Source organism: uncultured Streptococcus sp. (genome assembly GCF_905372115.1).
GTDB lineage: Bacteria > Bacillota > Bacilli > Lactobacillales > Streptococcaceae > Streptococcus.
Genome location: NZ_CAJPNR010000001.1, coordinates 166548 through 189918, shown reverse-complemented (window position 1 = coordinate 189918; position 23371 = coordinate 166548). Strand labels below are relative to the sequence as shown.

Here is a 23371-nt window from a genome sequence, read left to right as displayed (position 1 = left end):
AAGCCCATCTTTTTCTTGAAAGTTCTGGATAGATGGGAAGGACTATAATGGAAATGCTGAGCCAAATCGGTCAGACTCAGCTCTTGATCTGTATGCTGACGTAGATAGGCCGCCACTTCTTCCATGATAGCTTTAGACATAGACTTGCTCCTTTCCCATTTATTTAAGCTCATTATATCACATCAAAAAGAAAGGACAAAAAATCAAAACCACGGAAAGAAAACCAGAAAGCAAGTATTACTCCGCGAGATGTCCCAAGAACATGAGGAAATAGTCTGCTTTCCCAAATCTCTGTCCAACAAGACTTTTACCTGTAGATAAATGACGAAAAAAACTTTAGACGCTTGAAACATCCAAAGTTTTGTATGTTTAAAATCCTGAAAGAAATCATCGCTATTTCTCAGTCTAACTCATCTGGCTCGTACTGATACTGAGCCAGAAACTCATCAATGGAATCCGGGATTTTTTGGTCACTGGATTTTAACGGAATTTTCTTATTAAATGTATAATAACCTTCTTCCTTGCTTAAGCTCATATATTTTTTAGTGGGATTGCTTTTAATGATTCTAGTTGAAATAATTTTCTTTTTGATATTAGCTACATTTTTAAATTCAACTTTTACACTCTTGAGAATCTTAAGTTGATAGTCATCCCCCACCTTTTCATAAGTTCCTTCTGCGAAATAAATATTTGGATAAAAAGTAAAATCTTCATTATCGGTGCGAAATTCTTTCAATTTTTCTTCACTATCAAAACTAGACTCATTTATCATGCGAACAAAACGCTTACCGTCTACCAATTTAAACTCGCCATCACTTTGATAAACTGTCCCGATTTCAAGACGATCAACTTTTTGAGGTTGAGAAGTATTTTGGCAAGCAGATAAGAGCAAGAAGGCGAATAGCACCACTACTATCAATCGCAAAAGTTTTATCAAAATACACCTCCTATCGGCTTATCGCTTCAACTCCTCCGGCTCGTACTGATACTGTGCCAGAAACTCATCAATAGAATCCGGGATTTCTTGATAGGTCGTAAAAACTCCTTGATTGCCATTGACTCTATATACTCCATCTTTTTTAGCAAGACTGAAATACTTATCTTTGGCAGTCGGAACATTGTCAAAGTCACGGGTTGAAATAATCTTCTTTTTAATGTTGGCAACATTCTTAAACTCCACATTCACTCCTCTTTGAACCCAAAATCGATACTCATCGCCTACCTTTTCATAAACGCCTTCTGCAAAATAGATGTACGGATAGACACTGATTGGGGCATTGTCAGTTTGGTATTCATCAAGTTCCTCTTGAGTGTCAAACTCAGCATCGTTATGTAACATTACAAAATGCTTTTCATCCAATATTTTAATTGGCCCAGGAGTTTCATAAGTCTGACCAATTTTAATTTCAGTCACTTCTTTTCTAGAAAAAGAGTGTCCTGAACAAGAAAATAAACTAAAGGAAATAGCAATAAAACTAAATATCAATAACAATCTCTTCGCTTTTTTAAACACTTTTTCAACTTCTGAAATTTTTGATTCGGTTCTATTACCTCTGAGCATCTCACTCCAACTCCTCTGGCTCATACTGATATTGAGCCAGAAATTCATCAATAGAGTCAGGAATTTCTTGGTCACTGGTTTTCAGCGGAACTTTCCCATTAACAGCATAATAGCTATCTTTTTTAACTAAACTAAAACCGTTTTTAGCAGGAATATTATCCACTCGCTTGGTAGATATAATTTTTTTCTCAATATTTGAGACATTTTTAAATTCCACTTCCACACTCCTAAGGACTTTCAGTCGATACTCATCACCCGACTTCTCATAAGCCCCTTCTGCAAAATAAATATTTGGGTAAAAGCCATAATCATCATTGTCTATTTTATACTGTTCTAACTTCTTTTCACTATCAAAATGCGCTTGATTTTGAATCATAACAAAATGATTCCCATCTAATAATTTAAATTCCCCACCGTCATGATAAACTGTCCCGATTTCAAGTTGATCAACTTTCTGAGGTTGAAAAGTGTTCTGACAAGCAGTTACAAAAAATAAATTACAAATAAATATTAAAAATAACATATATTTATTTTTCATTATATTCTCCTTTAATCTTCTTGCGGAATTGATCAGCCTCTTCATCAACTAATTCTTTATTGTTTTTACCATCGAAACCAAAATAACCCTCTTTATTATAGTAACTGTATTCCCAATGATTATCTTTATCAGCTTCACTTTCGCTCATAATCTTATTTGGAGAAGCATATTTATGCTTGTTATCACCATAAAAATTATCAATAGCTTTTTGTCTAAATTTTGGATCCCAAATCTTAGGGGTATCCATATCTAAATTCTTATGACTATCTCCATCTTCCCCATAGTTAAAACTTGCTCCATTCACAATACCATTCTCAGTAGCACCCTCTGGATCAATTTCATTAAGGAATTTACCATCTTTAGAAAGAATAAACTCGGTTCGAAAACCAAGCAAAACCTTATAGTTTGCCTGTTCCTTCTGTACATGATTTTCATCCTTCGTATCGTTAGGATAAATCATTTTCCTATCTTGTGTACTGTAGTAACCCTTATTATGCAGTCGAGCAGAAGGACCAGCTTCAAATTCTAACTCTGGATGATCTTTAGCATAGGCGACCAAAGCATCTTCATCAGTCATACCATCCTTTCGATAATGTTCCCGTACCCATTGAGCTTGCTGGGCTGAGATGACATAGCGAAACTGATGGGTTTGGCGCTTCAAATCTCCCATATCACTGGCTTTGGCAAACTCATCACCAGGATAAGCCTTACGAACAGTTTCTGAGAAGCTTGCCCAAAAATCATCATGAGGTGCCAAGTTTGGATCGATATTTCCGACTAATCTCTTGGTTTCCTCAGTGTCTCCACTCAGTTCAGCTGGTATGCCTGCATAACGCATGCTAATCTGTAAAACTGTCTTAGCCTTTTCAGGAGTATCAGCTTTTTCACTATCAATGCTAAACATTTTTTGGAAAACAGGACTCCCAAAAGTACGTGCAATCTTGTAACTCTCACCCAACTGTTTCTGGATGGATTGTTCTAATCTAGGATCATAGGAAACTTTAACATTTTCTAAATATCCAATCTTTATGGCCTCTTTACTCCAACCGTCAGATTCTAACCGAGCAACCTGGCTACGTAAAACTGTTAGATAAACCCGATAATCCTTGTCACTCATTCCTTCTGGCTTTTTCACACCGTATTTCTTTTCAAAGTCCTGATTACTTCGACTGATATTGTTATTAATAACTGTTACCCAATTACGACTTTGAGAAAGCACATAGAGTCCTGTATCTGGATTCCAAGCAGAGGAAACTTCTATAAATCCTTGTTCAATTGCCGTTTTTAAGTCAGCATCAATCCCATCAAAAATTGAAACAGAAGAAGAATTGAAATTTAGGAGTTTTTCTAATTTGGTTTCTAGCTCTCTTCTCGCTTCTCCATGAATCATCAGGCTAGGAGGTTTTCCTGGCAATTTGGCCAGTAACAAATTTTGTGCTTCTTCCAACTGCCTCAATTGTCTAATTTGATTTCTCAGTACCTCTTCCTGCAGGCTCTCATTTGCAACTTGTGCAGTATAATCTGCAGGAAGTTTTGCTACGCTCTGACCAATTTTTTCAGCTAAAAGTTGAATTCCTTCTATCAAGGGATTGATTCCCTCTTCTATAAAATCTCTGGCTGAATCATAGGCCATGCCCTGGAGCTGATCCTTACTAGCCAGAAATTCAGTGAGTGATATTTTCAACTGTTCTAGAGACTCAATCTGCCGATTAATCATGGCTGCTGTCTGCTCGCCTTGTAAAATGGAATTATCCAAAAACATACTTGTGCCACCATAATCCATTATTCTTCCTCCTTCATTGCCCTCATTCTTAATTGATGTACACTATCTATCTCTTGACTGATATTTTTGCGTTCTTTTTCAAGTTTCTTGATTTCTTTATCCAGAAAATCTCTCAATTGTTCTTGTTCTTGATGAGCATCATTCTGCAGATTTTCAAAAAAGAAGCGGGGCTCCTTATAAGTATCTACTAATTCACTTATGAGACGCCCCTCAGTTTGCTGGAGATAGAATAGCTCTTCTTCGGTGTTCTTTAACCGGGAAAGCTGTAGCCGACAATCATCTTCCCTCTCCAAAAGTCTTCGCTCCTTAGATAACAGCGAATCCGATTCTTTATTATTCATAAATCCCCCTTAGTTCGAACCCATTGATTGAGAAATCCCTTGATCCACAGCTTCAATTCCCTTAGCAATACTAGAAAGATTTTCGGATAACCCAGATATTACTCCTTGAAGCGAAGTAGCGTTTTTCTGAGCTAAATCAATCACTTCATGAGCCTTCGTATTACCTCCCAAATGACTCATACCATCTTTTTGAGGAACCGTTCCATTTGTTAAACTGCCAGCTGATTGGCTAAAAGAAGAGGTATATTGAGAAACGAGCTCGGTGTTACTTTGAATCGTCTTATTCTCTGTCATAATAAACCACCTTATTATTTTTCAGTATTATAATAATTATAGCATAAAGATTTATCACTTCATATGTTAAACCGGTGCGGATTCCCTGGATGATCACAAAATAAAAACTTTAGACAGTAAATTTGTCTAAAGTTTTTAATCTTTACTATGCGATTACTGAGCCACCAGTGTCTCCAAGCTTTCTCCAATCGCAGCCAAACGCTCCACCACTTCTGCTTGGCTCAGGCCGTTTTCAGCCACATAGCGATTGCGAGGATGAACACGGCATTCGTGAGAACAGCCACGGAGGTATTTATCTTCGTTTTCTTCTGAAGTCAGGATGCGACGGTTGCACTCTGGATTGCCACAGTTGACATAGCGCTCGCAAGGAGTACCGTCAAACCAGTCTTTCCCAATCACAACTGGATCAACATGGTTGATATCAACGGAGATACGCTCATCAAAGACATACATCTTACCATCCCAAAGCTCACCTTGAACTTCTGGATCCTTGCCGTAAGTCGCGATACCGCCATGAAGCTGACCAACATCCTTGTATCCTTCACGCACCATCCAGCCTGAGAATTTCTCACAGCGAACACCACCAGTACAGTAAACAACCACGCGCTTGTCCATGAACTTCTCTTTGTTATCACGGACCCATTGTGGCAACTCACGGAAGTTGCGGATATCTGGACGAATGGCTCCGCGGAAGTGACCCAGATCGTACTCATAGTCGTTACGAGTATCTAGGACAACAGTATCTTCGTCCAAGAGGGCTTCCTTAAATTCCTTAGGTGATAGGTAAGCTCCTGTTGTCTCCAGCGGGTTGATGTCATTATCAAAATCATTGTCCTCCAAGCCCAAGTGGACAATTTCTTTCTTGTAGCGAACAAACATTTTCTTGAAGGCTTGCTCATTTTCTTCGTCAATCTTGAACCAAAGGTCTTCCATGCCCGGAAGGCTGTGTACATAATCCATGTATTTTTGAGTGGTTTCATAATCACCAGAAACCGTTCCATTGATTCCCTCATCTGCTACCAAGATACGGCCTTTCAGACCAATAGATTTACAGAAGGCCAGATGATCAGCTGCAAATTTCTCAGCATTCTCAATCGGAACATATTTGTAGTAAAGTAGGACGCGAATATCTTTTGCCATAAGATTTCAACTCTCTTTTCTCTATAAAATTTTCTGAATTTTTTAATTCATCTATTTATTATAACGCGAGAAGAAAAGTTGGGCAAAATATTTGTTTGAAAAATAGCAGAGCTGGAAAGTTTAAGCGAGAAGGACAAGTTATCACTCTTCTTCCAATTGATCCAAATACTTCTCAAAGCGCTTTTTTTCTTCTATTATCTTACAGAATTTCAGAAGCAATTTCCACAGCTCTAAACGTCAAAAAGAGAAGACCAAACTGGTCTTCTCCAAATCTTAGCTTATTAGAAACCTAGTTCCGTTGACAAAGAGCCAAAGTCTTCTCAGTCGCTATGGCCTGCTTAAAATATAGTCAGAGGCAGAGACCGTTATTTCCCATACCTGGCCCAAAACTTATTTTTTAAATGCTTCCCAATCCTTCATAAATTGAGCTATTCCATTGGTAGTCAGTGGATGCTGCGTCATTTTTTCAAATAAATTATCCGGAATGGTCGCAATGTGAGCACCAAGTTTTGCAACAGCTTCAACATGCGCTGCATTACGAATACTAGCTGCGATGATTTCAGCTTCAAAATCATAAATATCAATAATCGTGCGCAAATCTGCAATCAGTTGATAGGCATCTGTTCCGATATCTTCCAAACGTCCAACAAAAGGACTGATGAAGGTAGCTCCAGCTTTCATAGCCATGAGTCCTTGAGAAACTGTAAAAATCAAGGTAACATTTGTTTTAATTCCCTCTTTTGAAAGGACAGAGACAGCTTTTAAGCCTTCCGTTGTCATTGGAATTTTGACAACAACGTTATCAGCCCACTTAGCAATATCCCGTGCTTCTGAAATCATTTCAGGTGCTGTCAAGCCAGTAACTTCTGCACTAACAGGACCACTTACAATCTCACAGATTTCTTGAATAACCGTTTTAAAATCGCGGCCTCCACGGGAAATAATTGTTGGGTTAGTTGTTACGCCATCCACAACACCTAATTCATTAATCTCTTTGATAGCCGCCACATCAGCTGTATCTAAGAAAAATTTCATACCACATGTCCTCCTAGGCTTCTTCATTTAAGCCTTTATTACAAATAGCGCTTGTCATTACAACAAGTAGAACAAAAACAACAATGGTCATCATGAAGGCCATCCAGCCAAACTGACCAATTTTACCTAAAATACACATTGGAATTCGATGATCCCTGAGCCTAAAGATTAAAAGGGCTCTCTTTTACGAATCAAGAAGTGCAAAAATTGCAAGTCACAACCAACTCAACTGAAACCTTTTCTACCCAAACCATATCTATATCTTACAGGTCCAGACATCCAGCCGTCAGGGCAGCTGATTCTGCTGCCAAAACACTGGAGGCACAATCATCAATAACACGTTGGAACTAGCTGAGTCACATAAGAAACCAAGGACTTTAAACTATTCAAATCTTTGGTTAATCTTGATTCGTTGGCAACGAACTTACCGACTCCTGTTCTCTATTATAGTACAAATTTAAAGCGTTTTCAAAAAAAGACTAGAAAAATCTACAAAATTCAGATCAGCAAGAGCTGTTCTAACATTTGCTCTTGTCTTTTAGCTCATCTAAATATATCGTCTTATATTGTAAGTACTTTTGGGAAGTCATGAATTGCTTAAATTTTCCAGTTCCTAGTGGACAACTGTATAATTCACCACTAGCAAAAAAGCCGCCCAGTCGTATAGGCAGCTATTCTTTGATAGAAACTACTATGATTAATCTTTTTTGAGACTTCCTGCGCGGGTGCGGGTGCGAGCGTAAGCAGTCAGCAAGACAGTTCCGATGACAGCTACTGTCGCAGAATTCACCAGAATTGCTACAATACTTTGAGCAATAACCTTATTGACCGGCTCACCAGATACAATCACGTCACCAATCGGGCCGATTAGCCAAGCGATTGCATTGGCTCCAAACTGAATCAAGTTAAAGCGGATAATATCCTTGACTTCAAATTTTCCTTCTTCCACTTGGAAGAATTTTCTAAAGACGCCAACTAATAGACCGAAGACTCCGCTACCGGCAATCCAGAACCACCAAAGTCCGCCACCGCTCATAGCGTCTTTAATGGCATGGCCAATGAAGCCCATAAGGAAACCAACGATAGGTCCAAAGATGACGCTAAAAAGAGCTTGCAGAGGGTATTGGAGCTGAATGCTGGTATTGGGCACAGGCGTTGGGATATTGATCATTCCGATGACCACGAATAGGGCAGCTCCAATTCCTGTTGCGACTACGTTTCTGATTGTATTATTTTTCATTTTCTTCTTCCTTAATTTTCAATTCTCTTGATTTCAATATGCCACTGGGCACCGACACCAACATTGTAGGCCTTAGCAAAGGAACCTTGGTTAATCGCTAAGCCAACCCGATAGAGGGAGTTGATATAGAGGATAGGCTGACCGATGCGGACATCCGCAAAGGACTTGCCATAGGTTACTTGGTTTTGATAAACCAGCATGTCATTGTTGTAGATGGTAACCTCGAAGCGGTCACCAAATTCCGGTTTCAAGGTGCAGAATTCCTCGCGAGTGATAGAGGTCCAGAGAGAGCCGAAACGAACATCCAGGATATCAATAGCTCCACTGACATAATTATCTGCAAGCGTGGTTTCGACTACCTGAATTTCGACAATGTCTTCGACCTTGAGCTCTGGTCCAACCTCTTCAAAGCTGATATGGCCGCTGGCTAGCTTAGCACCCGTATAGGCATAGACATCACGGCCGTGGAAAGTATAAGAATGCTCCGTATCCTTGCGGCGATTTTCCACCTCAGAAATTTCCCGAATAGCCTCAATGCCAACATGCTTCTTGATGAAAGACAAGGTGCCATTATCAGGCGTCACGATGTACTGACCTTTTTTAGTCTTGGCTACCACACTCTTACGCTTGGATCCGACACCCGGATCCACTACCGACACAAAGGTCGTTCCTGCTGGCCAGTAATTAACTGTCTGAAAGAGACGATAGCTTCCCTCAAAGATATTGTAAGGGGTGATATCGTGAGTCAGATGATGAATTTTCAGAGTGGGCGACTCTTCTAGCGCCACTCCAATCATGGCTGACACGGCTCCATCTACCAGACCAAAGTCCGACTGGAGTACGAGTAAATTGTTCATGTTTTCTCCTTAGTTATATTTTCAATGGTATTTAGGCCGAAGCTGACTTGGAAAGTCTTGCTTTGAGGATCTTCCTTCCTAACAGGGCTCCAAGTAAAGCGCCCAGTAAAATGCTGGCTATAAACCAGAGGACTAAGCTGGGTTCTGGCTTAAGCATGACTTGCTCGATATAAGCCTGAGTCTTTCCTCTGGCAAGAAGACTAGCTTCATACTGCTTGGGCGCCAGCCACATTAGGAAAATAGGACCCGCTGTGCTAAAGCTGAAAACCATAAAAGCCAGCAAGCTTCTAACAGTCCTTTGATAGCTGCCTGACCGAGCTATAAGATCCGCTAAAACACCGCAAATCAAACCTGGTAGAAAGGCTCCAAAGCCATGTCGACTGAGCAGAAAGAAGAAACCTAGCAGACAGCCTAAGCCGCTGATCAGACCGAAGGTCTTTATTTTCTCTGTATAGAAGATGAACAGAACTCCGCCAAAGAAAGCTGTAAAAGCTGGAGCGTAAAACATATTGCCTGAGCGGTCAAATAGAAGTCCAATCAAGACGCCTAAGATCATGGCTAGGAAATAAAAGAGGTAAAAGAAGCCAGCCTGCTTCAGTTTGTCTTTTCTTATAGAGTATAGCATAAGCCTTCCTTTCCCGCTGCTAGTCAGCTCGACGATAACTGCCAATCAAGTCTTGAATGAGCTCTATGTGCGTATAGTAGTCAGCAATTTTCACATTCTCATCTCCGCCATGGTCTCGGCTGTTAGCATTTCCAAGTCCGAAAGCCACCATAGGAACCTCCAAGGCTTCATAAACCGTGTGCATCGGACCAGTTCCAGCTGAGGTCGGCAGAACAGAGATGCCCTCTTGGTAATAATCTTTAGCCAGCTCGATAAGATTGAGAATGGAAGGCGCGCTCATGTCGCTGCGATAGCTCATCTCTCCTAAGGTATAGGTCAGCTTAACCGCTGGATAGTCATTCTTGTCCAGCTGCTGACGAATCTTGTCTAACACATCCTCTGGCTCCAGACCTGGCACCAGACGAACCTCCATCTTAGCCTGGGCATCTGAAGGTAAAATGGTTTTAACCCCTTGGCCTTGATAGCCTGATCCGAATCCTTCAATATTCAACGAAGGCTCAAAGTAAAAGCGACGGAGAAATTCCTTCCGCTCGTCCAGCAAAACCGGTAATTTCAAGCCATAGACTTGACTCAACTCTTCAGGAGTCCGCAGGGCATATTCCTCAATCAGAGCCAGCTCCCGTTCATTTGGCTCTTGAATCTGCTCATTAATGCCCTCAACCAGGATTCGACCGTCTGGACTGCGCAAGCTGGATAGAGCATTGAGCAAATACCAGGAAGCAGAATTGATGACCCCGCCAAAGCTGGAATGGATGTCTACATCTGCACTTTTGACCGTCATGTCAAAAGTAACAATTCCCTTGTTACCGCCTGAGATTTCCAGCTGACCTAGATTGTTGCGGCTGCCTTGCTCCCAGACCAGCAAATCCGCTCCGCGTAGGCGTTTGCGATGCTTGGCCAAATATTTATCCAAGTCTGTCGAAGCAGACTCTTCTGCCCCTTCCATCATAAAGATGATATTGACTGGCAAATCACCATGCTCTCGAATATACTTGCGAACAGCCGTCAGACGAGCGGTAATGTGCCCCTTGTCATCATCCACTCCTCGCCCATACATGACCCCGTAATGAACTGACAGTGTAAAGGGATCATTGGTCCAAGGCTGGTCATCATCTGCCGGCACTGTATCGTAGTGGTTGTAGAAAATAATGGTCTTAGCAGCAGGATTTGAAGAAAGAAACTCCGCCAAAATAAATGGAGCAGTATAGCTGTCGTCAATCATGACCTTGGCACCTGCAGCTGTAAAAATCTCTCCTAAATAATTGGCTACTTCCTGAAGGCCAACCTGCTGGGCAAAGATTGATTTTTTAGAAATCAAGGTCCGCAGCACTTCAAAATAGTGCTGGGCTACCTCGTCGTTTTCAAATTTCTTGATTTGTTCAGTCTCAGTTGAGAAAGGCATGCGTTACTCCTATTAACAGCAGATAAAGGGCTGGGGAAATAAGCTTCCCCGCCCTTATCGTATTTCTTGTATCAAAGTCTAGTCAGCCAAATTGCAGACTGGACTTGATGGGATTTCTTACTTGATGTCTTTTGCATCTGGCAGGTAAGAGCCGCCAAAGAATTCTTGTGATAGTTTTTCAAGCGTACCATCCTCATAGAGTTCTTTGATTCGCTTGTTGACAAATTTTTGCAAGTCTTCCTGACCGCTTGCAATAATCGGATAGACATAAGGCTGCTGGTCGCTTGGAAGCTCAATCACTTCCAGATTATTCAAGCCTTGGTCCTTGATAATAGACTCTACAGTTATGCGCTCAAAAATCTTATAGTCCGTACGGCCGTCATTCAGATTGGCCAAGATTTGCTGAATGGTTCCGTCCGTATAATTGATTTTTGTCGGATTATCACTATGTTCCTTGTTGTAGTCCTCTAGTTGCTGAGCTGTTGAAGTCCCCTGAACAACCTCAGTAGACTTGCCGCCAATGTCATCCAGCGATTTAATTCCCTCACCTTTACGGACAACTAAAACTGTTGGATTTTTCGCATATGGACTAGCATAGAGATATTTGTTAGCCCGTTCTTCAGAGTAGCTGATATTATTAGCACCGATCTGGTAGCGGTCGCTGTCCAGACCTGAGAAAATAGAAGCCCACTTGGTCTTATTGAAATTGACCTCATACTTGTCTGAGCCCTTAAAGATAGCACGAAGGACTTCGATATCATAGCCAGTCAGTTTACCGTCTTTATCCTCGTATGAAAATGGTTTGGTCGTCCCCACTGTTCCGACTTCTACCTTTGTTTTCTCTGTTTTCTTCTCACTTGATGATGAGCAGGCCACCAAGGCACCAATGGCCAAGACACTGACGGCTGCCAGAGAGAAGTATTTCAAGGTTTTCTTCAGGTTCATATTTCGAATTCCTCCTAAAAAGTCTTTCTTTATCATATCAAATAAGGAGAAACTTGACCATTATATATTTTTTATGGAGGTGATAGCTTTTCTTTATCAGCTTTGATGCAGCCATTCACTAAACTTTCTGCCTGTAGTGCTGCAGGAGAAAGAGAGCACTTTCGACATAGTAAGGAACGGAAACTTTGAAGGCTTCGTCGTCAATGACCATGCTGTCGTGATGGAGATCAGGAGCATTTTCTGCCCCATTTGAGCCGATAAAGGCAAAGACGCCTGGAAGCTTCTCCTGATAAAAGGCAAAATCTTCTCCAGCAGAGGAAGGACTGGCAGGTAGGACCTCAGCCAGATTCTGTGAGTGCTCATAGAGCAGCTCAGCTAATTCGGGGTCATTATAGGTCACTGGCGGAGTATGGTCCCAAGAAATCCTGGCCTGAGCTCCAAAATTCTCCGCTGTATTCTCTACAATTCGGATAAAGTCTTCCTTGAGACGCTGCTGCAAGGTCGGATTGAAGCTACGGATAGTCCCTTCAAAAAAGCCCGACTGCGGCAGTACATTCCAAGTCGCCCCTGCTTCGATATGAGTCACAGATAAGACAGCCGCTTCAAAAGGAGACATAGTGCGAGCCACTAGAGCCTGCAGATTTTGAATCATACTAGTCAAGGTCAATACTGTATCAACACCCAGATCTGGCCTAGCCGCATGGCTGCTGACGCCTTCTACCTCCACCTTGAACTTCTCAACTCCAGCCATCATGGCTCCAGCTTTAAGTGCCAGCTGTCCCGCCTTAAGCTGGGGCATATTGTGAAAGCCGATAATAGCAGACACATCGTCCAGCAGACCTGTCGCAAGAACCTGACTGGCTCCCTGAGAAGTTTCCTCAGCTGGCTGGAAAATCAGACGGATCGTCCCTCTCAAATCTCCTTCCATAGCCTTGAGCAGCTCCGCTGCCCCCAAAAGGCTGGTCTGGTGAAAATCATGTCCGCAAGCGTGCATGACGCCTGCATTCTGACTGGCGTAAGGCAGACCAGTCTGCTCCAAAATGGGCAGAGCATCGATATCAGCCCTCAGGGCAATAATCGGCTTGCCAGAGCCAACCTCGGCAACCAAGCCCGTTTTCAGGCCGGAATCCAAAATCCTAATCTCCAAATCTTCCAAATAGCCTTTTAGGAAAGCCGTCGTCTCAAATTCCTGACCAGACAGCTCTGGATGCTGATGAAGATAATGCCGCGTTTGCATCAGTTTATCATAAAATTTTTTCATGGCAGACTCCTTTACTCGAATACACCTAGCTACCATCCAGTATAGCACAAAGCTGGACGCGGACACAAAAATAGAGAGCAAATAATCAATAATTAGCCCTCTAATTATTGTATTAGGATATATCACCTTCGAAGGAGATGACAATGGATTCATAAGAAAAATCACGCTCCAAGACCCATTTGCCATCAGTTTTGACAAATTTTAACTGATAATCTCGTTCTGGAGTGAGGAGCGGCCGTGAGTCCAATCCAGCCATCATGTCATCAGCATAATTCTTATCTTGTGCTTTATAGAATTCCGAAAGATTCGCATACTCAGAACGATGCTTGTCAGAAAACTCTTTACTGTAGTTCAGGATGGTTTTGCTTAGACTGACCGTTCTCGGTTTAATCTTAATCACTATCTCATTCGGCATGTACTGGGCTACTGTATAAGAAATTTCGGAGCGCTTTGCATTATTTTCCACATAGGCATCGATAAAGGCATTGACTTCCTTATCAGTAAAGGGATAGTCATGCAATTTACGTTTGAAGTCTTCAGCAAAAGCTGCTCTAAAGTCCTTTTTATCTTGCTCCAAATCGCCGCCCAAGACAAAATCTTCCTTGCTCTTGGACGACTTTGCCTTGTCTTTGCTTTTAGCGTCTCCACCTAAGAAAACGGCATTCAGATAATCAGAAGCTAATTTCTTTGAATCTTCGATTTGATCAGGATAACTCGAAGGATCAACATTTAGCTTGATTTCTTTGCTTTTCTCATCAGCATCATAAGTTTTCTTCTCATAGTGCAGTTCATATTTTTTATCCTTTTCAACCTTAAATACAAGATAACCAGACAGAGTCTTTCCCTTAGCTAAATCTTCATATTTTAGTATTTTAAAGTTTTCTGCATCATCATAAACTCCGACCGGCTGGATTTTCTCACCTTCTGAATCATAAAAGCCAATGTCTGAAGAGGAAATCATGATTTTTTCATCCGTTTTATTCTTAATTTCCAATGACAAAGCTAAGTATTTTGAATCAGCGGCCCCATTGCTTGGCAAAATAAACTGGCCTTCCTTAATCTTGACCTCTACTTGCCCATTGCTGGCTGCTTTCTTGTCCTTCTTCTCCTGACTTTGCTTACTTGGAATATCCTGATTTGAAGTCGGAAGCAAGGCACAGGCTGTTAAGCTCATTCCTGCTAGAAGCAAGGTCGCGTATTGAAATACTTTTTTCATCATTGTCTCCTTAATAACTTAATAATATGACCTTTCTATTCTACCATACTTATCTTGACTGGTAAATACAGTCTGAAAGTTATTATCATATAAAAAACCTGCAGCTCAAGCTACAGGTTAAGAATGTTTAGAATCCATCTACATTCGTATAGATTTTTTGGACATCTTCGTCGTCTTCTAAAACGCTATAAAGCTTTTCAAAGGTTTCGAGGTCTTCACCGGTCAACTCTACTTCAGACTGAGGAATCATTTCCAGCTCAGTTACTTGGAATTCCTGGATGCCAGATTCACGCAGAGCCACGATGGCCTTGTGAAGGTCGGTTGGCGCTGTATAGACAGTGATGCTTCCTTCTTCTGCTTCAACATCATCAACATCTACATCCGCTTCCAGCAGCTGTTCAAAGACACTGTCAGCATCGTCCCCCGCAAAGACAATCACGCCTTTATTATCAAATAAATAGGCTACAGAGCCGCTAGCTCCCATATTGCCGCCATTTTTACCAAAAGCAGCACGGACATTGGCTGCAGTCCGATTGACATTTGAAGTCAGAGTATCGACAATCAGCATAGAACCGTTTGGCCCAAATCCTTCATAGCGGCCTTCAGTAAAGGTTTCGTCCGTGTTTCCTTTTGCCTTATCGATGGCCTTGTCAATGACATGCTTTGGCACCTGAGCCTGCTTAGCTCGGTCAATAACGAATTTCAAAGCTGTGTTAGACTCTGGATCTGGATCACCTTTTTTAGCTGCTACATAGATTTCCACACCAAACTTAGCATATACTTTTGAGTTCGCGCCGTCTTTGGCCGTTTTCTTTGCCACAATATTGGCCCATTTACGTCCCATTGGAGATTCTCCTTTTGATAAATTACATTTTTAATCTTTCTTATTATAACACAGGGAATCAGAAAAATCACTAAGAAAAAATGATAGCTTCTAGAAGATTCTGGTTGCATTCTTCAACTCTTGTTAGACTGAAATCAAGACAAAATTGATTTCTGTTTTCCTTCCATAAAAAATCCAGTCGCTAAAAGAGCAACTAGACGGTACATTCTATTTCCCGAAACCGACAGGTCTATCATAACTGACCTTTACCGAAATCCATCAAAAATATCACTGATAATTTTTCACAATAGGCAAATCCGGTTTGCACCTGCTTAAGCAAGCAAAAACACCCTCTATTCTACCATCCAAAAATGTGACATCTACTCGAACGGACTTGCCATGATAAGGCTTGACATATAGGTAGTCTCTCCGATAGTACCTGACTCCCAGTCGAAAAGAAGCCTGCCCATCAGAAGTTCTTCCCCAAGCCGGCCGGTAAAAGATGCTTTCTAGCTGATTCCAAGCAAAACTATGCTCTTTCAAAAAAGCTCCTCGCACGGTCAGGCCCCATTCTGTTCCCGCAAGAACAAAGCACTTTTTACTCAGCTTGCGTCCCGCATGGATGATTATAAAAATTTCAAGTAGACTGGCTAAGAGAAAGGTAAGGAAAGAAGGCAAACCGAATGAAATAATTCCTGATCCAGGCATGGCTTTATCAATTGAAAACAAGAGCAAGGAAGCTAAAGCGCCGAAAATGATGCCTGAGGCTAAAAAGACAGATGCCAAGATGACTATGGTCAAATAGAGTCCTCTACGGTAGCGAAAAGCAAACAATAAAGGCATGACTTTTCCTTTCTTTCTCAGCTAATAGTTTAGAAGCTATTCTGTCAATGCTTTACTGAGGCGCCTTAAACTCATCTTCCTCTACATTATTCCAGTCAGAATATTGAGTATCTGTTTGAACATCCAAACTGCCTTCTTCACCTTTATAAGATAAACCTAGCTTAAATTCTTTTAAGAATAAGGTCTTTTTATCCAAGCGTACTTCTAACGTTTTATCCATATCAGCCTGAGTAACACCTGTTAGCTCTAGTTTGAATTCTTCACCAAAGAGCCCCAGTAAATCAGCATTTTTACTGCTTAATTTAAAAACATATTCATCACCGCTTTCTTTTACAGTGACATCATCAGCCATTTGATAAAAGCCATCCATGAGTTTGAAATAATCGGGCTGAACATAATAATCTGCCCCACTTCCCATTTCTTGCTTAGACCATGTTCCATTTTTAGAAGAACGAGTATACAAAAGTTTATTCTCTCCGCCTGGCATAATCGCTTCTTGATAACTCTCCTGACCACTCTCTTTTCCATCTATAACTAAATGCCCCTTGGCCAGCTCATCCGTGCTTTTATCATACAGAAGATCTCCGCTCATCGTTTGAGTTTTATTGGAACCATCTACAGTGATAGATAATTTCACCTTCATTTTCATTGAAGTTAGATCTTCATTCGCAGTTTCTGCTTTCTCCAAGAGTTCTTCAATATCGTCAGAAGAAGTATTCTTTTGGCTCTCACGGGAGCTATTCTCCGTCCCACCCGGATTCTTTTGAGAATGCTTCTGCCCAATCAAGCTACAAGCCCCTAAACTAAGCGTCAGTAAAGCTGTAAGGGCCATAAAGGTAATCTTTTGAATTTTCATGAGTCTTCCTCCTTTGAGACATGGATATAAAAGATAATCATTCAATCAAGCTCAGCAAAGTTTTATTAACCAAATGTTAGCTTTCATACCTACAGTCAAACCTCTAAAAAGCAAATCATGCTCCTTAGTAAAAACAAGTTTATTTGTTTATTATACCATTTTTTATTTACCATCGCAAACAAAGCAAAAAGGCTGAATATTCAGCCTTACTTGTCTTTCATAATCGGAACTCGTCCAAAGTTCTGTTCCTTAAGTGCAGTATTGCCTAGCTGATAGACCTTATCAGCCTGCTGGGTCAAACTGTCCCATGGCTCCTTGCCGATACGGCTGACCAATTCAACTTTTCCTTTAAGCTGGGACAAATGCTGGCGCCCCTGTTCGGAAAAGCCTAAAATATGAACACCTGACGGAAGCTCTTCTTGCCTAGCTCCGACCAGGATATAGGTCAGCAGACGCCGGACCCTAGCCTTGGTATAGCGTTTGGTCGCCACCTGTTCGACTAGCTCTTCTATAGTCTCACTGTTTTTCAGAGCCTCTCTAATCCTAACGGCCAACTCCTGATTGACCTGATAAAAGTCTGTTAAATCCGGACAGGTCATTATCTGGTAACGGAGATAAGGAAAGAGGTCTGCCCAAGTCACCTTTGCTGCCGTCTCAAGCAAGACATAAGCCGGAGTGAATTTTTTGAGAAAGTCTGGCTGATCCAGATTCTGACGAAGGGCAGTTGCGGAAGCAAATTCCTGATCAGCCGATAAGGAATGATAGCCGGCTCCATGACGTTGAATCGGGCACAACTTTATAGCCTTTCTCGCCACAGCCTTGGCATAGGCCAAGCCCAAAATATGATTGGGAGTAGAGCCTGAGAAATTGAGTCCTGTAAACTCCTGCCACATGGCCTGAGTCTTCTGGGGATAGGATAGGGAGTCAGGCAAGCCAGCCAGATAAATCTCCATCTGCTCTGCCTTTTGACCATAGACCCTAGAAATACTCTCATAATCCAGCACTTCCTCGGTCCCAAAAGTCAGATGATCAATGCCTAGCCTCTCTAGGATGTCTACTGCTCCCTTAGCGAAAAAATCTGCCGCCTGAACGCTGACCAAGAAAGGCAGCTCAAGGACCAAATCTGCTCCAGCTTCCAAAGCCATCTGTACCCGAGTCCACTTGTCCACGATAGCCGGCTCCCCTCGCTGAACAAAATTGCCGCTCATAGCGATAATTTTCAGACCAGAAGCCTGCTCCAGCAGATATTTGTGCCCATTATGAAAAGGATTAAACTCTGCGATAATACCGGTAACTGTCATCTCATTTCTCCGCCACAAAGAACCAGCGAGCGCTCTTGTCAGTTGGCTCCTTGTCCTCAAAGTCTGCGTAAACCTTGACATTCTTAAAACCAGCCTGCTCCAGCAAGATATCATAGGTCAGAATCTCATAGGTCCGCTCCTCATGCACCTCATCATGGCGCGTGAAGCGCCCATCCTCTTCTTGGACAAAGAAGGTCAGCTCATGCACGATAGAATGAGGCGGTTCGTCCGCATAAGAATCCCATACCATAGCAAAGGTTTCAGCATTTTCATGATAGGAATAACCTGGAAAAACCTCGTCAATCTGGTAAATCGAGTGCACATCAAAGATAAAGCGGCCACCCTCATTTAGATGCTGGTAAACTTGAGTGAAGACCTGACCAACATCGACTTCGTCCTCCATATAGCAAATCGAGTCCGAATAACAAGTCACCAAATCAAACTGACCGACGCCACTCAAATCCAGCATATTCCCTTGTATAAAGGGAATGTCCAAACCAGCCTCTCTGCTACGCTTCTCTGCCAAATCTAGCATTTCCTGACTCAGATCCAGCCCCGTCACCTCGAAACCTGCCCACTTAAAATAAATAGACTGAATGCCCGTACCACAGGCCAGCTCCAGCAGCTTTTTCTTATCCTTGGGAAAATGGCGCAGGCTGAAATCCGTCCACTTCTCATACAAAGAATCATCCATAATCGCATCGTAAACCGACGCGAAGGTTTCATAAGTTGCCATATTTTTCCTTTCAAAAATAGCCCAGCCAGCAGGCTGACTGAGCCGAATTCTGCTTTCTTGCCAAAGGGCAAAAAATCACTTATTTTTTTCTTCCAATAAGGTAGCAACATCCACACCCGTTGCTTCGTGCCACAACTTTTCCAAATTGTAATGCGCCCGCATTTCTTCTGAAAAGACATGGACAACCACGCCGCCCAAGTCTAAGAGCACCCAGCCGCCAGCTGCATCTCCCTCAACATGACCAGCAGAAACACCCGCCGCCGCAGCTTTCTCACGGATATTTTCAGCGACTGCATCCAGCTGACGACTGTTCATAGAGCTAACGATGACAAAATAATCTGTCACGGTTGTCAGACCTTGCAAGTCCAAAGCCACAATATCTTCTGCACGCTTTTCATCGGCCGCCTTCACGACCAGTTCTAATAATTCTTGTTCTTTCATAGTTCCTCTTTAATTTTCTTCTATTTCCTTCAAATATCCTACAAAGGCATTGTAAGTCTCCAAGGTCTGCGGATAGATGGGCATTCCTTTGTGAGCCAAATGCTCTACTGTCCTTGCTGTTTCGTAGGCCACAACCTGATTGAGCGACCGTTGAGCCAGCTCTCTAGCCTTATCCACTCCCGGAAAGTCCCGATTGTGCTCAATGTAGTCAGCTACGTAGACCACCTTGTCCAGCTCAGACATGGTATCACTGCCCACTGTATGAATCTCGATGGCTCGCAGAATATCAGCGTCTTTCACACCTAAATCTTCCTGAATCTTGTAAATGCCCACCATGCCATGCCAGACATTGTTGCCCCAGTTTTTCAGGTCAGGATCCAGCTGGTATTTGTCAATCAAGGCCAGAAAATCCTCATCCGAGACCTTTTTAGCATAGTCGTGTAGGAGTCCTGCCAGACCCGCTTTTTCGACGTCAAGACCGAAGCGCTCCGCTAATTCTCGGGCAGCCTTTTCCACACCCAGACAATGCCGCAGGCGCTTCTCGGGCATGACTGTTTCCATCTTAGCCAGCAAGGCCTCTCGGCTCATGCGGATATAGCTTTCATAGGTCATAGGTAAAGCCCTTCTTTCTCGATATAGTCTAACACTGGCTGAGGCAGCAGGAAATTAGGAGTCCGTCCCTGAGCTAGAAAATCCCGCACCATACTGGAGGAAATATCCATAAGGGGCACATCCACCCAGATGACAGGGTAAGAAGTTCCCGCCTTGTAGCGCGGCCGCTGAACACCGACAAATTGAACCAGCTCAACCAGCTCATCAATCCGGTACCACTTAGGCAGATAATCCACCATATCCGCACCGATGATAAAGTAATAGTCCGTATCTGGATGCTGCTCTGTCAGCAGCTTCATGGTGTCATAGCTGTAAGAAATTCCCTTGCGTTCCAGCTCAATGGGCTCAATCCCTAATCCTGCAATGCCCTCGATAGCCAGCTCCAGCATTTTCAGCCGATGCTGCTCATCAATGGTCTCTTTCTTATCCACATGTGGCGGCTCGTACTCTGGCATGAGCAGGACCTGATCCAAGCCTAACTGTTGGCGGACCTGATCCGCCACGACCAAATGAGCATTGTGGACAGGGTTGAAATTCCCACCTAGTATGCCAATCTGCTTGCGTTTTTTATCTTTAACTTCTGGTTCTAATTCTACCTTGGTAAAGGGGGTCAGTAATTCAATAGCCATAGGCTGATATCTCCACAGAAATTTTTCCTTAAATTTGCTTGACTTTGACAGAGAGTTTGCGATTTTCCTTCTTGCTGGACTGCTTGTAGAGAATCAAGATTCGACCAATCTTCTGCACTGTATCTACTCCGATTTCCTCTTCCAGAATTTCCGCGACCTCGTGAATATTCTCATCCGTGTTTTGCAAGAGCGTAACCTTAATCAACTCTCGCGCATCCAGTGCCTGACGGACGCTGGTTTTGATTTGGTCGTTGAGTCCATTTTTCCCAATCTGAATGATGGGTTTGAGACTGTGTGCCTGACTGTTGAGAAAGGCGCGTTGTTTTGATGTTAGTGTCATGTTCTTCTATAAGGCCTGAGTCAGTTGGGACTTGCTTGTCTCATCACTGTTCACGGCCTTTTCCTTCCTTATTTTAAGGGGATTTATTCCCCTTGGTTTCTTGAGTATTATATAATAGCTTTCCGAGTGACAACCGCTACACCCTCTGGCGCCCAACCAGCTACTCGGGCAGGTCCACTGACGCGAATCCAGCCCAGACCAGAGAAGACGATATCCGTCTTGTCCTTGATGGTAAATTCATGCTTGACCAAGGTTGGAAATTCTTCCTTTTCCTTGCCAACTGGCGGCACTAAGAGACCGCCGACATGCTTGTCATAAAAATCGCTAGCACCTTCCAACTTGGTCCGGTGGAGCTTAAGCTCATTGTCAAAATAAGCTGTGAAGCCCTGCTTGTCACCTGCCACAAAATCAAAGCGGCCTAAACCACCCAAAAAGAGGGTTTGCTCAGGATTGAGCTGGTATGTTTTGGGCTTGATTTCCTTTTTAGGACTGATGTATTTGAGATTCTTAGCAGAGAGATAATGAGCCATCTGGTGACGATGGATAATGCCCGGTGTATCATAGATATGACTGCCGTCCGCTAAAGGAATCTCGATTTTATCCAGAGTTGTTCCAGGGAAGCGCGAAGTCGTAATAATATCCTTATCACCCGTGATTTCCTGAATAATGGCGTTAATCAAAGTAGACTTGCCCACATTGGTCACGCCAACCACATAAACGTCACGTCCCTTGCGGCAATGCTCAATCTTGTCAATCAAGTCCTTGATTGCCTGCTTGTTCTGAGCAGAGGTCAAGACCACATCGACTGGACGCAGGCCTTCTTCGTGAGCCCGCTCCGTCAGCCACTGGGTCACCTTGCTATCCTTGACCGATTTAGGCAGAATGTCCTTTTTATTCCCAACTAAGAGAACATCATTTCCTGCGACAAAGCGAGGCAGGCCAGGAATAACCGATCCATTAAAGTCAAAAATATCGACAACATTGACGACCAAGGCGTTGCTATCTCCAACCTCATGGAGAAGCCGCAGAAAGTCATCATCCGTCAGCTGGACGTCGCTGATTTCATTATAATGGCGCAGGCGGAAACAGCGCTGGCAATAGAGTTCGCCTGTCTCCAAGCCTTTTTCTAGAGCCGACTGGGGCGTGTAGCCTAGCTTGCTCTTATCTTCTGTCTGAATAGTGGCTCCGCAGCCAATGCAGAGAAGTTCTTCCATGCTTAAATTCCTTTTTTGTATTGAATAGGGCCGTATTTTTCAGTAATTTTCTTAAGCACACGGCGTTCACGCGCCCGATTGATCTGGGTCTTGATAGAGTCGTGCTCAACCAGTGGCTTAACCAAAATCGAACGAATCCCGGCCCGATGAGCTGCCCGAATATCCGTCATGAGCTGATCGCCCACCATGACCACTTCATTTTTTTCAAAATGAAAAAATTTGAGCGCCCGGTCAATTCCCCAAGTGAAGGGTTTCATCGCCCAGTAGACATAGTCAATATCAAACTTTTCAACAGCCCGCTTGACCCGTTTTTGGTTATTATTGGACACTACGATAATCCGAATGCCTGCGTCCCGCAAATCATGGAGCCACTTCTTCATCTCTGGGGTTCCGTCAGGATTATTCCAAGCAATCAAGGTGTTATCCAAATCCACCAAAACCGCTTTGATGCCCTGTCTTTTCAAACTCTCTACTGTCAAATCGTAAACTGCCTCGACCGCAAAGTCCGGCATATAATCTTCAATCGCCACATCTCACTCCAAAAATTCGTATTCTCATTATTATAGCATAAAATGGGCTTTTTGACACCTTCAGCCTCAAAGGTTACAAAAAGGACAAAAGATGATATTATAGTGGTGATAGTATAAATGTCCTGGAGGTTTGTATGGCAGAAAAAAACAGACAGATGCAGGCTGTTTCCCCTCTTTTGCAAAAAATTATCAACTGGTCGTCCGCCATTGGCGCTCTAGGAACGGTGGCCTTTTGTCTTTGGGCCTATTTCGCAGGCATTCTCCAGTCCAAGGAAACTCTCTCAGCCTTTATCCAGCAGGCTGGCATCTGGGGACCGCCTCTCTTTATCTTCCTGCAGATTCTACAGACGGTCGTACCCATTATCCCTGGCGCCCTGACCTCTGTCGCTGGCGTTTTCATCTACGGCCATATCATCGGCACCATTTATAACTATATCGGTATTGTCATTGGCTGCGCCCTGATATTTTATCTGGCGCGCACCTACGGTCCGGCCTTTGTTCAGTCTGTCGTCAGCAAGCGCACCTATGATAAATACATCGGCTGGCTGGATAAGGGTAATCGCTTTGAGCGCTTCTTTATCTTCATGATGATTTGGCCCATCAGTCCAGCCGACTTTCTCTGCATGCTGGCGGCCCTGACCAAGATGACTTTCAAAAAGTACATGCTAATTATCCTTCTCTGCAAGCCCGTCACTCTCATCATCTATACCTACGGACTAACTTATATCATTGATTTTTTCTGGAAAATGGTCTCCAAATAAAAAGAAGTTGAATTGAACCGCACCCCAAAAGTTAGACAGAAAAAATC

Annotated in this window: 28 protein-coding genes; 1 reads left to right on the top strand and 27 read right to left on the bottom strand. The window is 42.8% G+C overall.

Going from position 1 to position 23371, the window contains the following annotated elements:
* The 27 genes from QZ169_RS00915 to QZ169_RS00785 all read right to left on the bottom strand — a co-directional run.
* Positions 1-173 (bottom strand): AraC family transcriptional regulator (locus QZ169_RS00915; protein ID WP_295504226.1); only part of this gene is annotated, 173 nt, incomplete at its 3' end.
* A gap of 227 nt (positions 174-400) precedes the next feature.
* Positions 401-937, bottom strand: coding sequence for a hypothetical protein (locus tag QZ169_RS00910; RefSeq protein ID WP_295504218.1), 537 nt, complete (start codon positions 935-937; stop codon positions 401-403).
* A gap of 18 nt (positions 938-955) precedes the next feature.
* Positions 956-1561, bottom strand: coding sequence for a hypothetical protein (locus QZ169_RS00905; protein ID WP_295504215.1), 606 nt, complete (start codon positions 1559-1561; stop codon positions 956-958).
* A 1-nt stretch (position 1562) separates the two neighbouring features.
* Positions 1563-2099, bottom strand: a complete 537-nt coding sequence (locus tag QZ169_RS00900; RefSeq protein WP_295504213.1) for a hypothetical protein — start codon at positions 2097-2099, stop codon at positions 1563-1565.
* Positions 2089-3882, bottom strand: a complete 1794-nt coding sequence (locus QZ169_RS00895) for a DUF3114 domain-containing protein (RefSeq protein ID WP_295504211.1) — start codon at positions 3880-3882, stop codon at positions 2089-2091. The genes QZ169_RS00900 and QZ169_RS00895 overlap by 11 nt, the downstream gene beginning before the upstream one ends.
* Positions 3882-4223 carry a hypothetical protein gene (locus QZ169_RS00890; protein WP_295504209.1) on the bottom strand — a complete coding sequence of 114 codons (342 nt, stop codon included), beginning with the start codon at positions 4221-4223 and terminating at the stop codon, positions 3882-3884. The genes QZ169_RS00895 and QZ169_RS00890 overlap by 1 nt, the downstream gene beginning before the upstream one ends.
* Before the next feature lie 9 nt (positions 4224-4232).
* The gene (locus QZ169_RS00885) at positions 4233-4517 is read right to left on the bottom strand and encodes a TIGR04197 family type VII secretion effector (RefSeq protein ID WP_295504207.1); all 285 of its coding nucleotides are present in this window, start codon (positions 4515-4517) and stop codon (positions 4233-4235) included.
* Between the two features lie 153 nt (positions 4518-4670).
* A complete protein-coding gene (locus tag QZ169_RS00880) occupies positions 4671-5657 on the bottom strand; it encodes a rhodanese-related sulfurtransferase (RefSeq protein WP_002898096.1) in 987 nt (328 codons plus the stop codon).
* 390 nt (positions 5658-6047) lie between these two features.
* On the bottom strand, positions 6048-6692 hold the full coding sequence (gene fsa, locus QZ169_RS00875) for a fructose-6-phosphate aldolase (RefSeq protein WP_295504204.1): 645 nt from the start codon (positions 6690-6692) through the stop codon (positions 6048-6050).
* 697 nt (positions 6693-7389) lie between these two features.
* Positions 7390-7932, bottom strand: coding sequence for an ECF-type riboflavin transporter substrate-binding protein (locus tag QZ169_RS00870; RefSeq protein ID WP_295504202.1), 543 nt, complete (start codon positions 7930-7932; stop codon positions 7390-7392).
* A gap of 11 nt (positions 7933-7943) precedes the next feature.
* Positions 7944-8789, bottom strand: coding sequence for an S-adenosyl-l-methionine hydroxide adenosyltransferase family protein (locus tag QZ169_RS00865; RefSeq protein WP_002911906.1), 846 nt, complete (start codon positions 8787-8789; stop codon positions 7944-7946).
* 31 nt (positions 8790-8820) lie between these two features.
* Positions 8821-9414, bottom strand: coding sequence for an MptD family putative ECF transporter S component (locus QZ169_RS00860; RefSeq protein WP_295504199.1), 594 nt, complete (start codon positions 9412-9414; stop codon positions 8821-8823).
* A gap of 19 nt (positions 9415-9433) precedes the next feature.
* The gene (locus QZ169_RS00855; protein WP_295504197.1) at positions 9434-10816 is read right to left on the bottom strand and encodes a M20/M25/M40 family metallo-hydrolase; all 1383 of its coding nucleotides are present in this window, start codon (positions 10814-10816) and stop codon (positions 9434-9436) included.
* 117 nt (positions 10817-10933) lie between these two features.
* Positions 10934-11761 (bottom strand): amino acid ABC transporter substrate-binding protein, encoded by an 828-nt coding sequence (locus tag QZ169_RS00850; RefSeq protein WP_295504195.1) that lies wholly within the window; start codon positions 11759-11761, stop codon positions 10934-10936.
* Positions 11762-11879: 118 nt separating this feature from the next.
* Positions 11880-13022, bottom strand: a complete 1143-nt coding sequence (locus QZ169_RS00845; protein ID WP_295504193.1) for a M20 peptidase aminoacylase family protein — start codon at positions 13020-13022, stop codon at positions 11880-11882.
* Between the two features lie 112 nt (positions 13023-13134).
* Positions 13135-14241, bottom strand: a complete 1107-nt coding sequence (locus QZ169_RS00840; RefSeq protein WP_295504191.1) for a DUF4352 domain-containing protein — start codon at positions 14239-14241, stop codon at positions 13135-13137.
* Positions 14242-14365: 124 nt separating this feature from the next.
* Positions 14366-15082: a YebC/PmpR family DNA-binding transcriptional regulator gene (locus QZ169_RS00835; RefSeq protein ID WP_002907099.1), complete on the bottom strand. Its 717-nt coding sequence runs from the start codon at positions 15080-15082 to the stop codon at positions 14366-14368.
* Between the two features lie 267 nt (positions 15083-15349).
* Positions 15350-15769: a hypothetical protein gene (locus QZ169_RS00830; protein ID WP_367113032.1), complete on the bottom strand. Its 420-nt coding sequence runs from the start codon at positions 15767-15769 to the stop codon at positions 15350-15352.
* 187 nt (positions 15770-15956) lie between these two features.
* Positions 15957-16760: a DUF6612 family protein gene (locus QZ169_RS00825; RefSeq protein WP_295504186.1), complete on the bottom strand. Its 804-nt coding sequence runs from the start codon at positions 16758-16760 to the stop codon at positions 15957-15959.
* A gap of 206 nt (positions 16761-16966) precedes the next feature.
* Positions 16967-18061 carry a nucleotidyltransferase gene (locus tag QZ169_RS00820; protein ID WP_295504184.1) on the bottom strand — a complete coding sequence of 365 codons (1095 nt, stop codon included), beginning with the start codon at positions 18059-18061 and terminating at the stop codon, positions 16967-16969.
* A 1-nt stretch (position 18062) separates the two neighbouring features.
* Positions 18063-18797, bottom strand: coding sequence for a class I SAM-dependent methyltransferase (locus QZ169_RS00815; protein ID WP_295504182.1), 735 nt, complete (start codon positions 18795-18797; stop codon positions 18063-18065).
* 75 nt (positions 18798-18872) lie between these two features.
* The gene (gene rsfS, locus QZ169_RS00810) at positions 18873-19238 is read right to left on the bottom strand and encodes a ribosome silencing factor (protein WP_295504180.1); all 366 of its coding nucleotides are present in this window, start codon (positions 19236-19238) and stop codon (positions 18873-18875) included.
* A gap of 9 nt (positions 19239-19247) precedes the next feature.
* Entirely contained in the window at positions 19248-19850 is a 603-nt protein-coding gene (gene yqeK, locus QZ169_RS00805) for a bis(5'-nucleosyl)-tetraphosphatase (symmetrical) YqeK (protein ID WP_295504178.1), read from the bottom strand.
* Entirely contained in the window at positions 19847-20479 is a 633-nt protein-coding gene (locus QZ169_RS00800) for a nicotinate-nucleotide adenylyltransferase (protein ID WP_295504176.1), read from the bottom strand. Before QZ169_RS00800 ends, yqeK begins: the two co-directional genes overlap by 4 nt.
* Before the next feature lie 28 nt (positions 20480-20507).
* The gene (gene yhbY, locus QZ169_RS00795) at positions 20508-20819 is read right to left on the bottom strand and encodes a ribosome assembly RNA-binding protein YhbY (protein WP_002896287.1); all 312 of its coding nucleotides are present in this window, start codon (positions 20817-20819) and stop codon (positions 20508-20510) included.
* A gap of 107 nt (positions 20820-20926) precedes the next feature.
* Entirely contained in the window at positions 20927-22033 is a 1107-nt protein-coding gene (gene yqeH / locus QZ169_RS00790) for a ribosome biogenesis GTPase YqeH (RefSeq protein ID WP_295504174.1), read from the bottom strand.
* Between the two features lie 2 nt (positions 22034-22035).
* Positions 22036-22563, bottom strand: coding sequence for a YqeG family HAD IIIA-type phosphatase (locus QZ169_RS00785; RefSeq protein ID WP_295504172.1), 528 nt, complete (start codon positions 22561-22563; stop codon positions 22036-22038).
* A 134-nt stretch (positions 22564-22697) separates the two neighbouring features.
* Here QZ169_RS00785 and QZ169_RS00780 point away from each other — a divergent pair, with 134 nt between their 5' ends.
* Complete coding sequence (locus QZ169_RS00780; protein ID WP_227964322.1) at positions 22698-23324, top strand: TVP38/TMEM64 family protein; 627 nt, start codon at positions 22698-22700, stop codon at positions 23322-23324.
* The last annotated feature ends 47 nt before the right edge of the window (positions 23325-23371 follow it).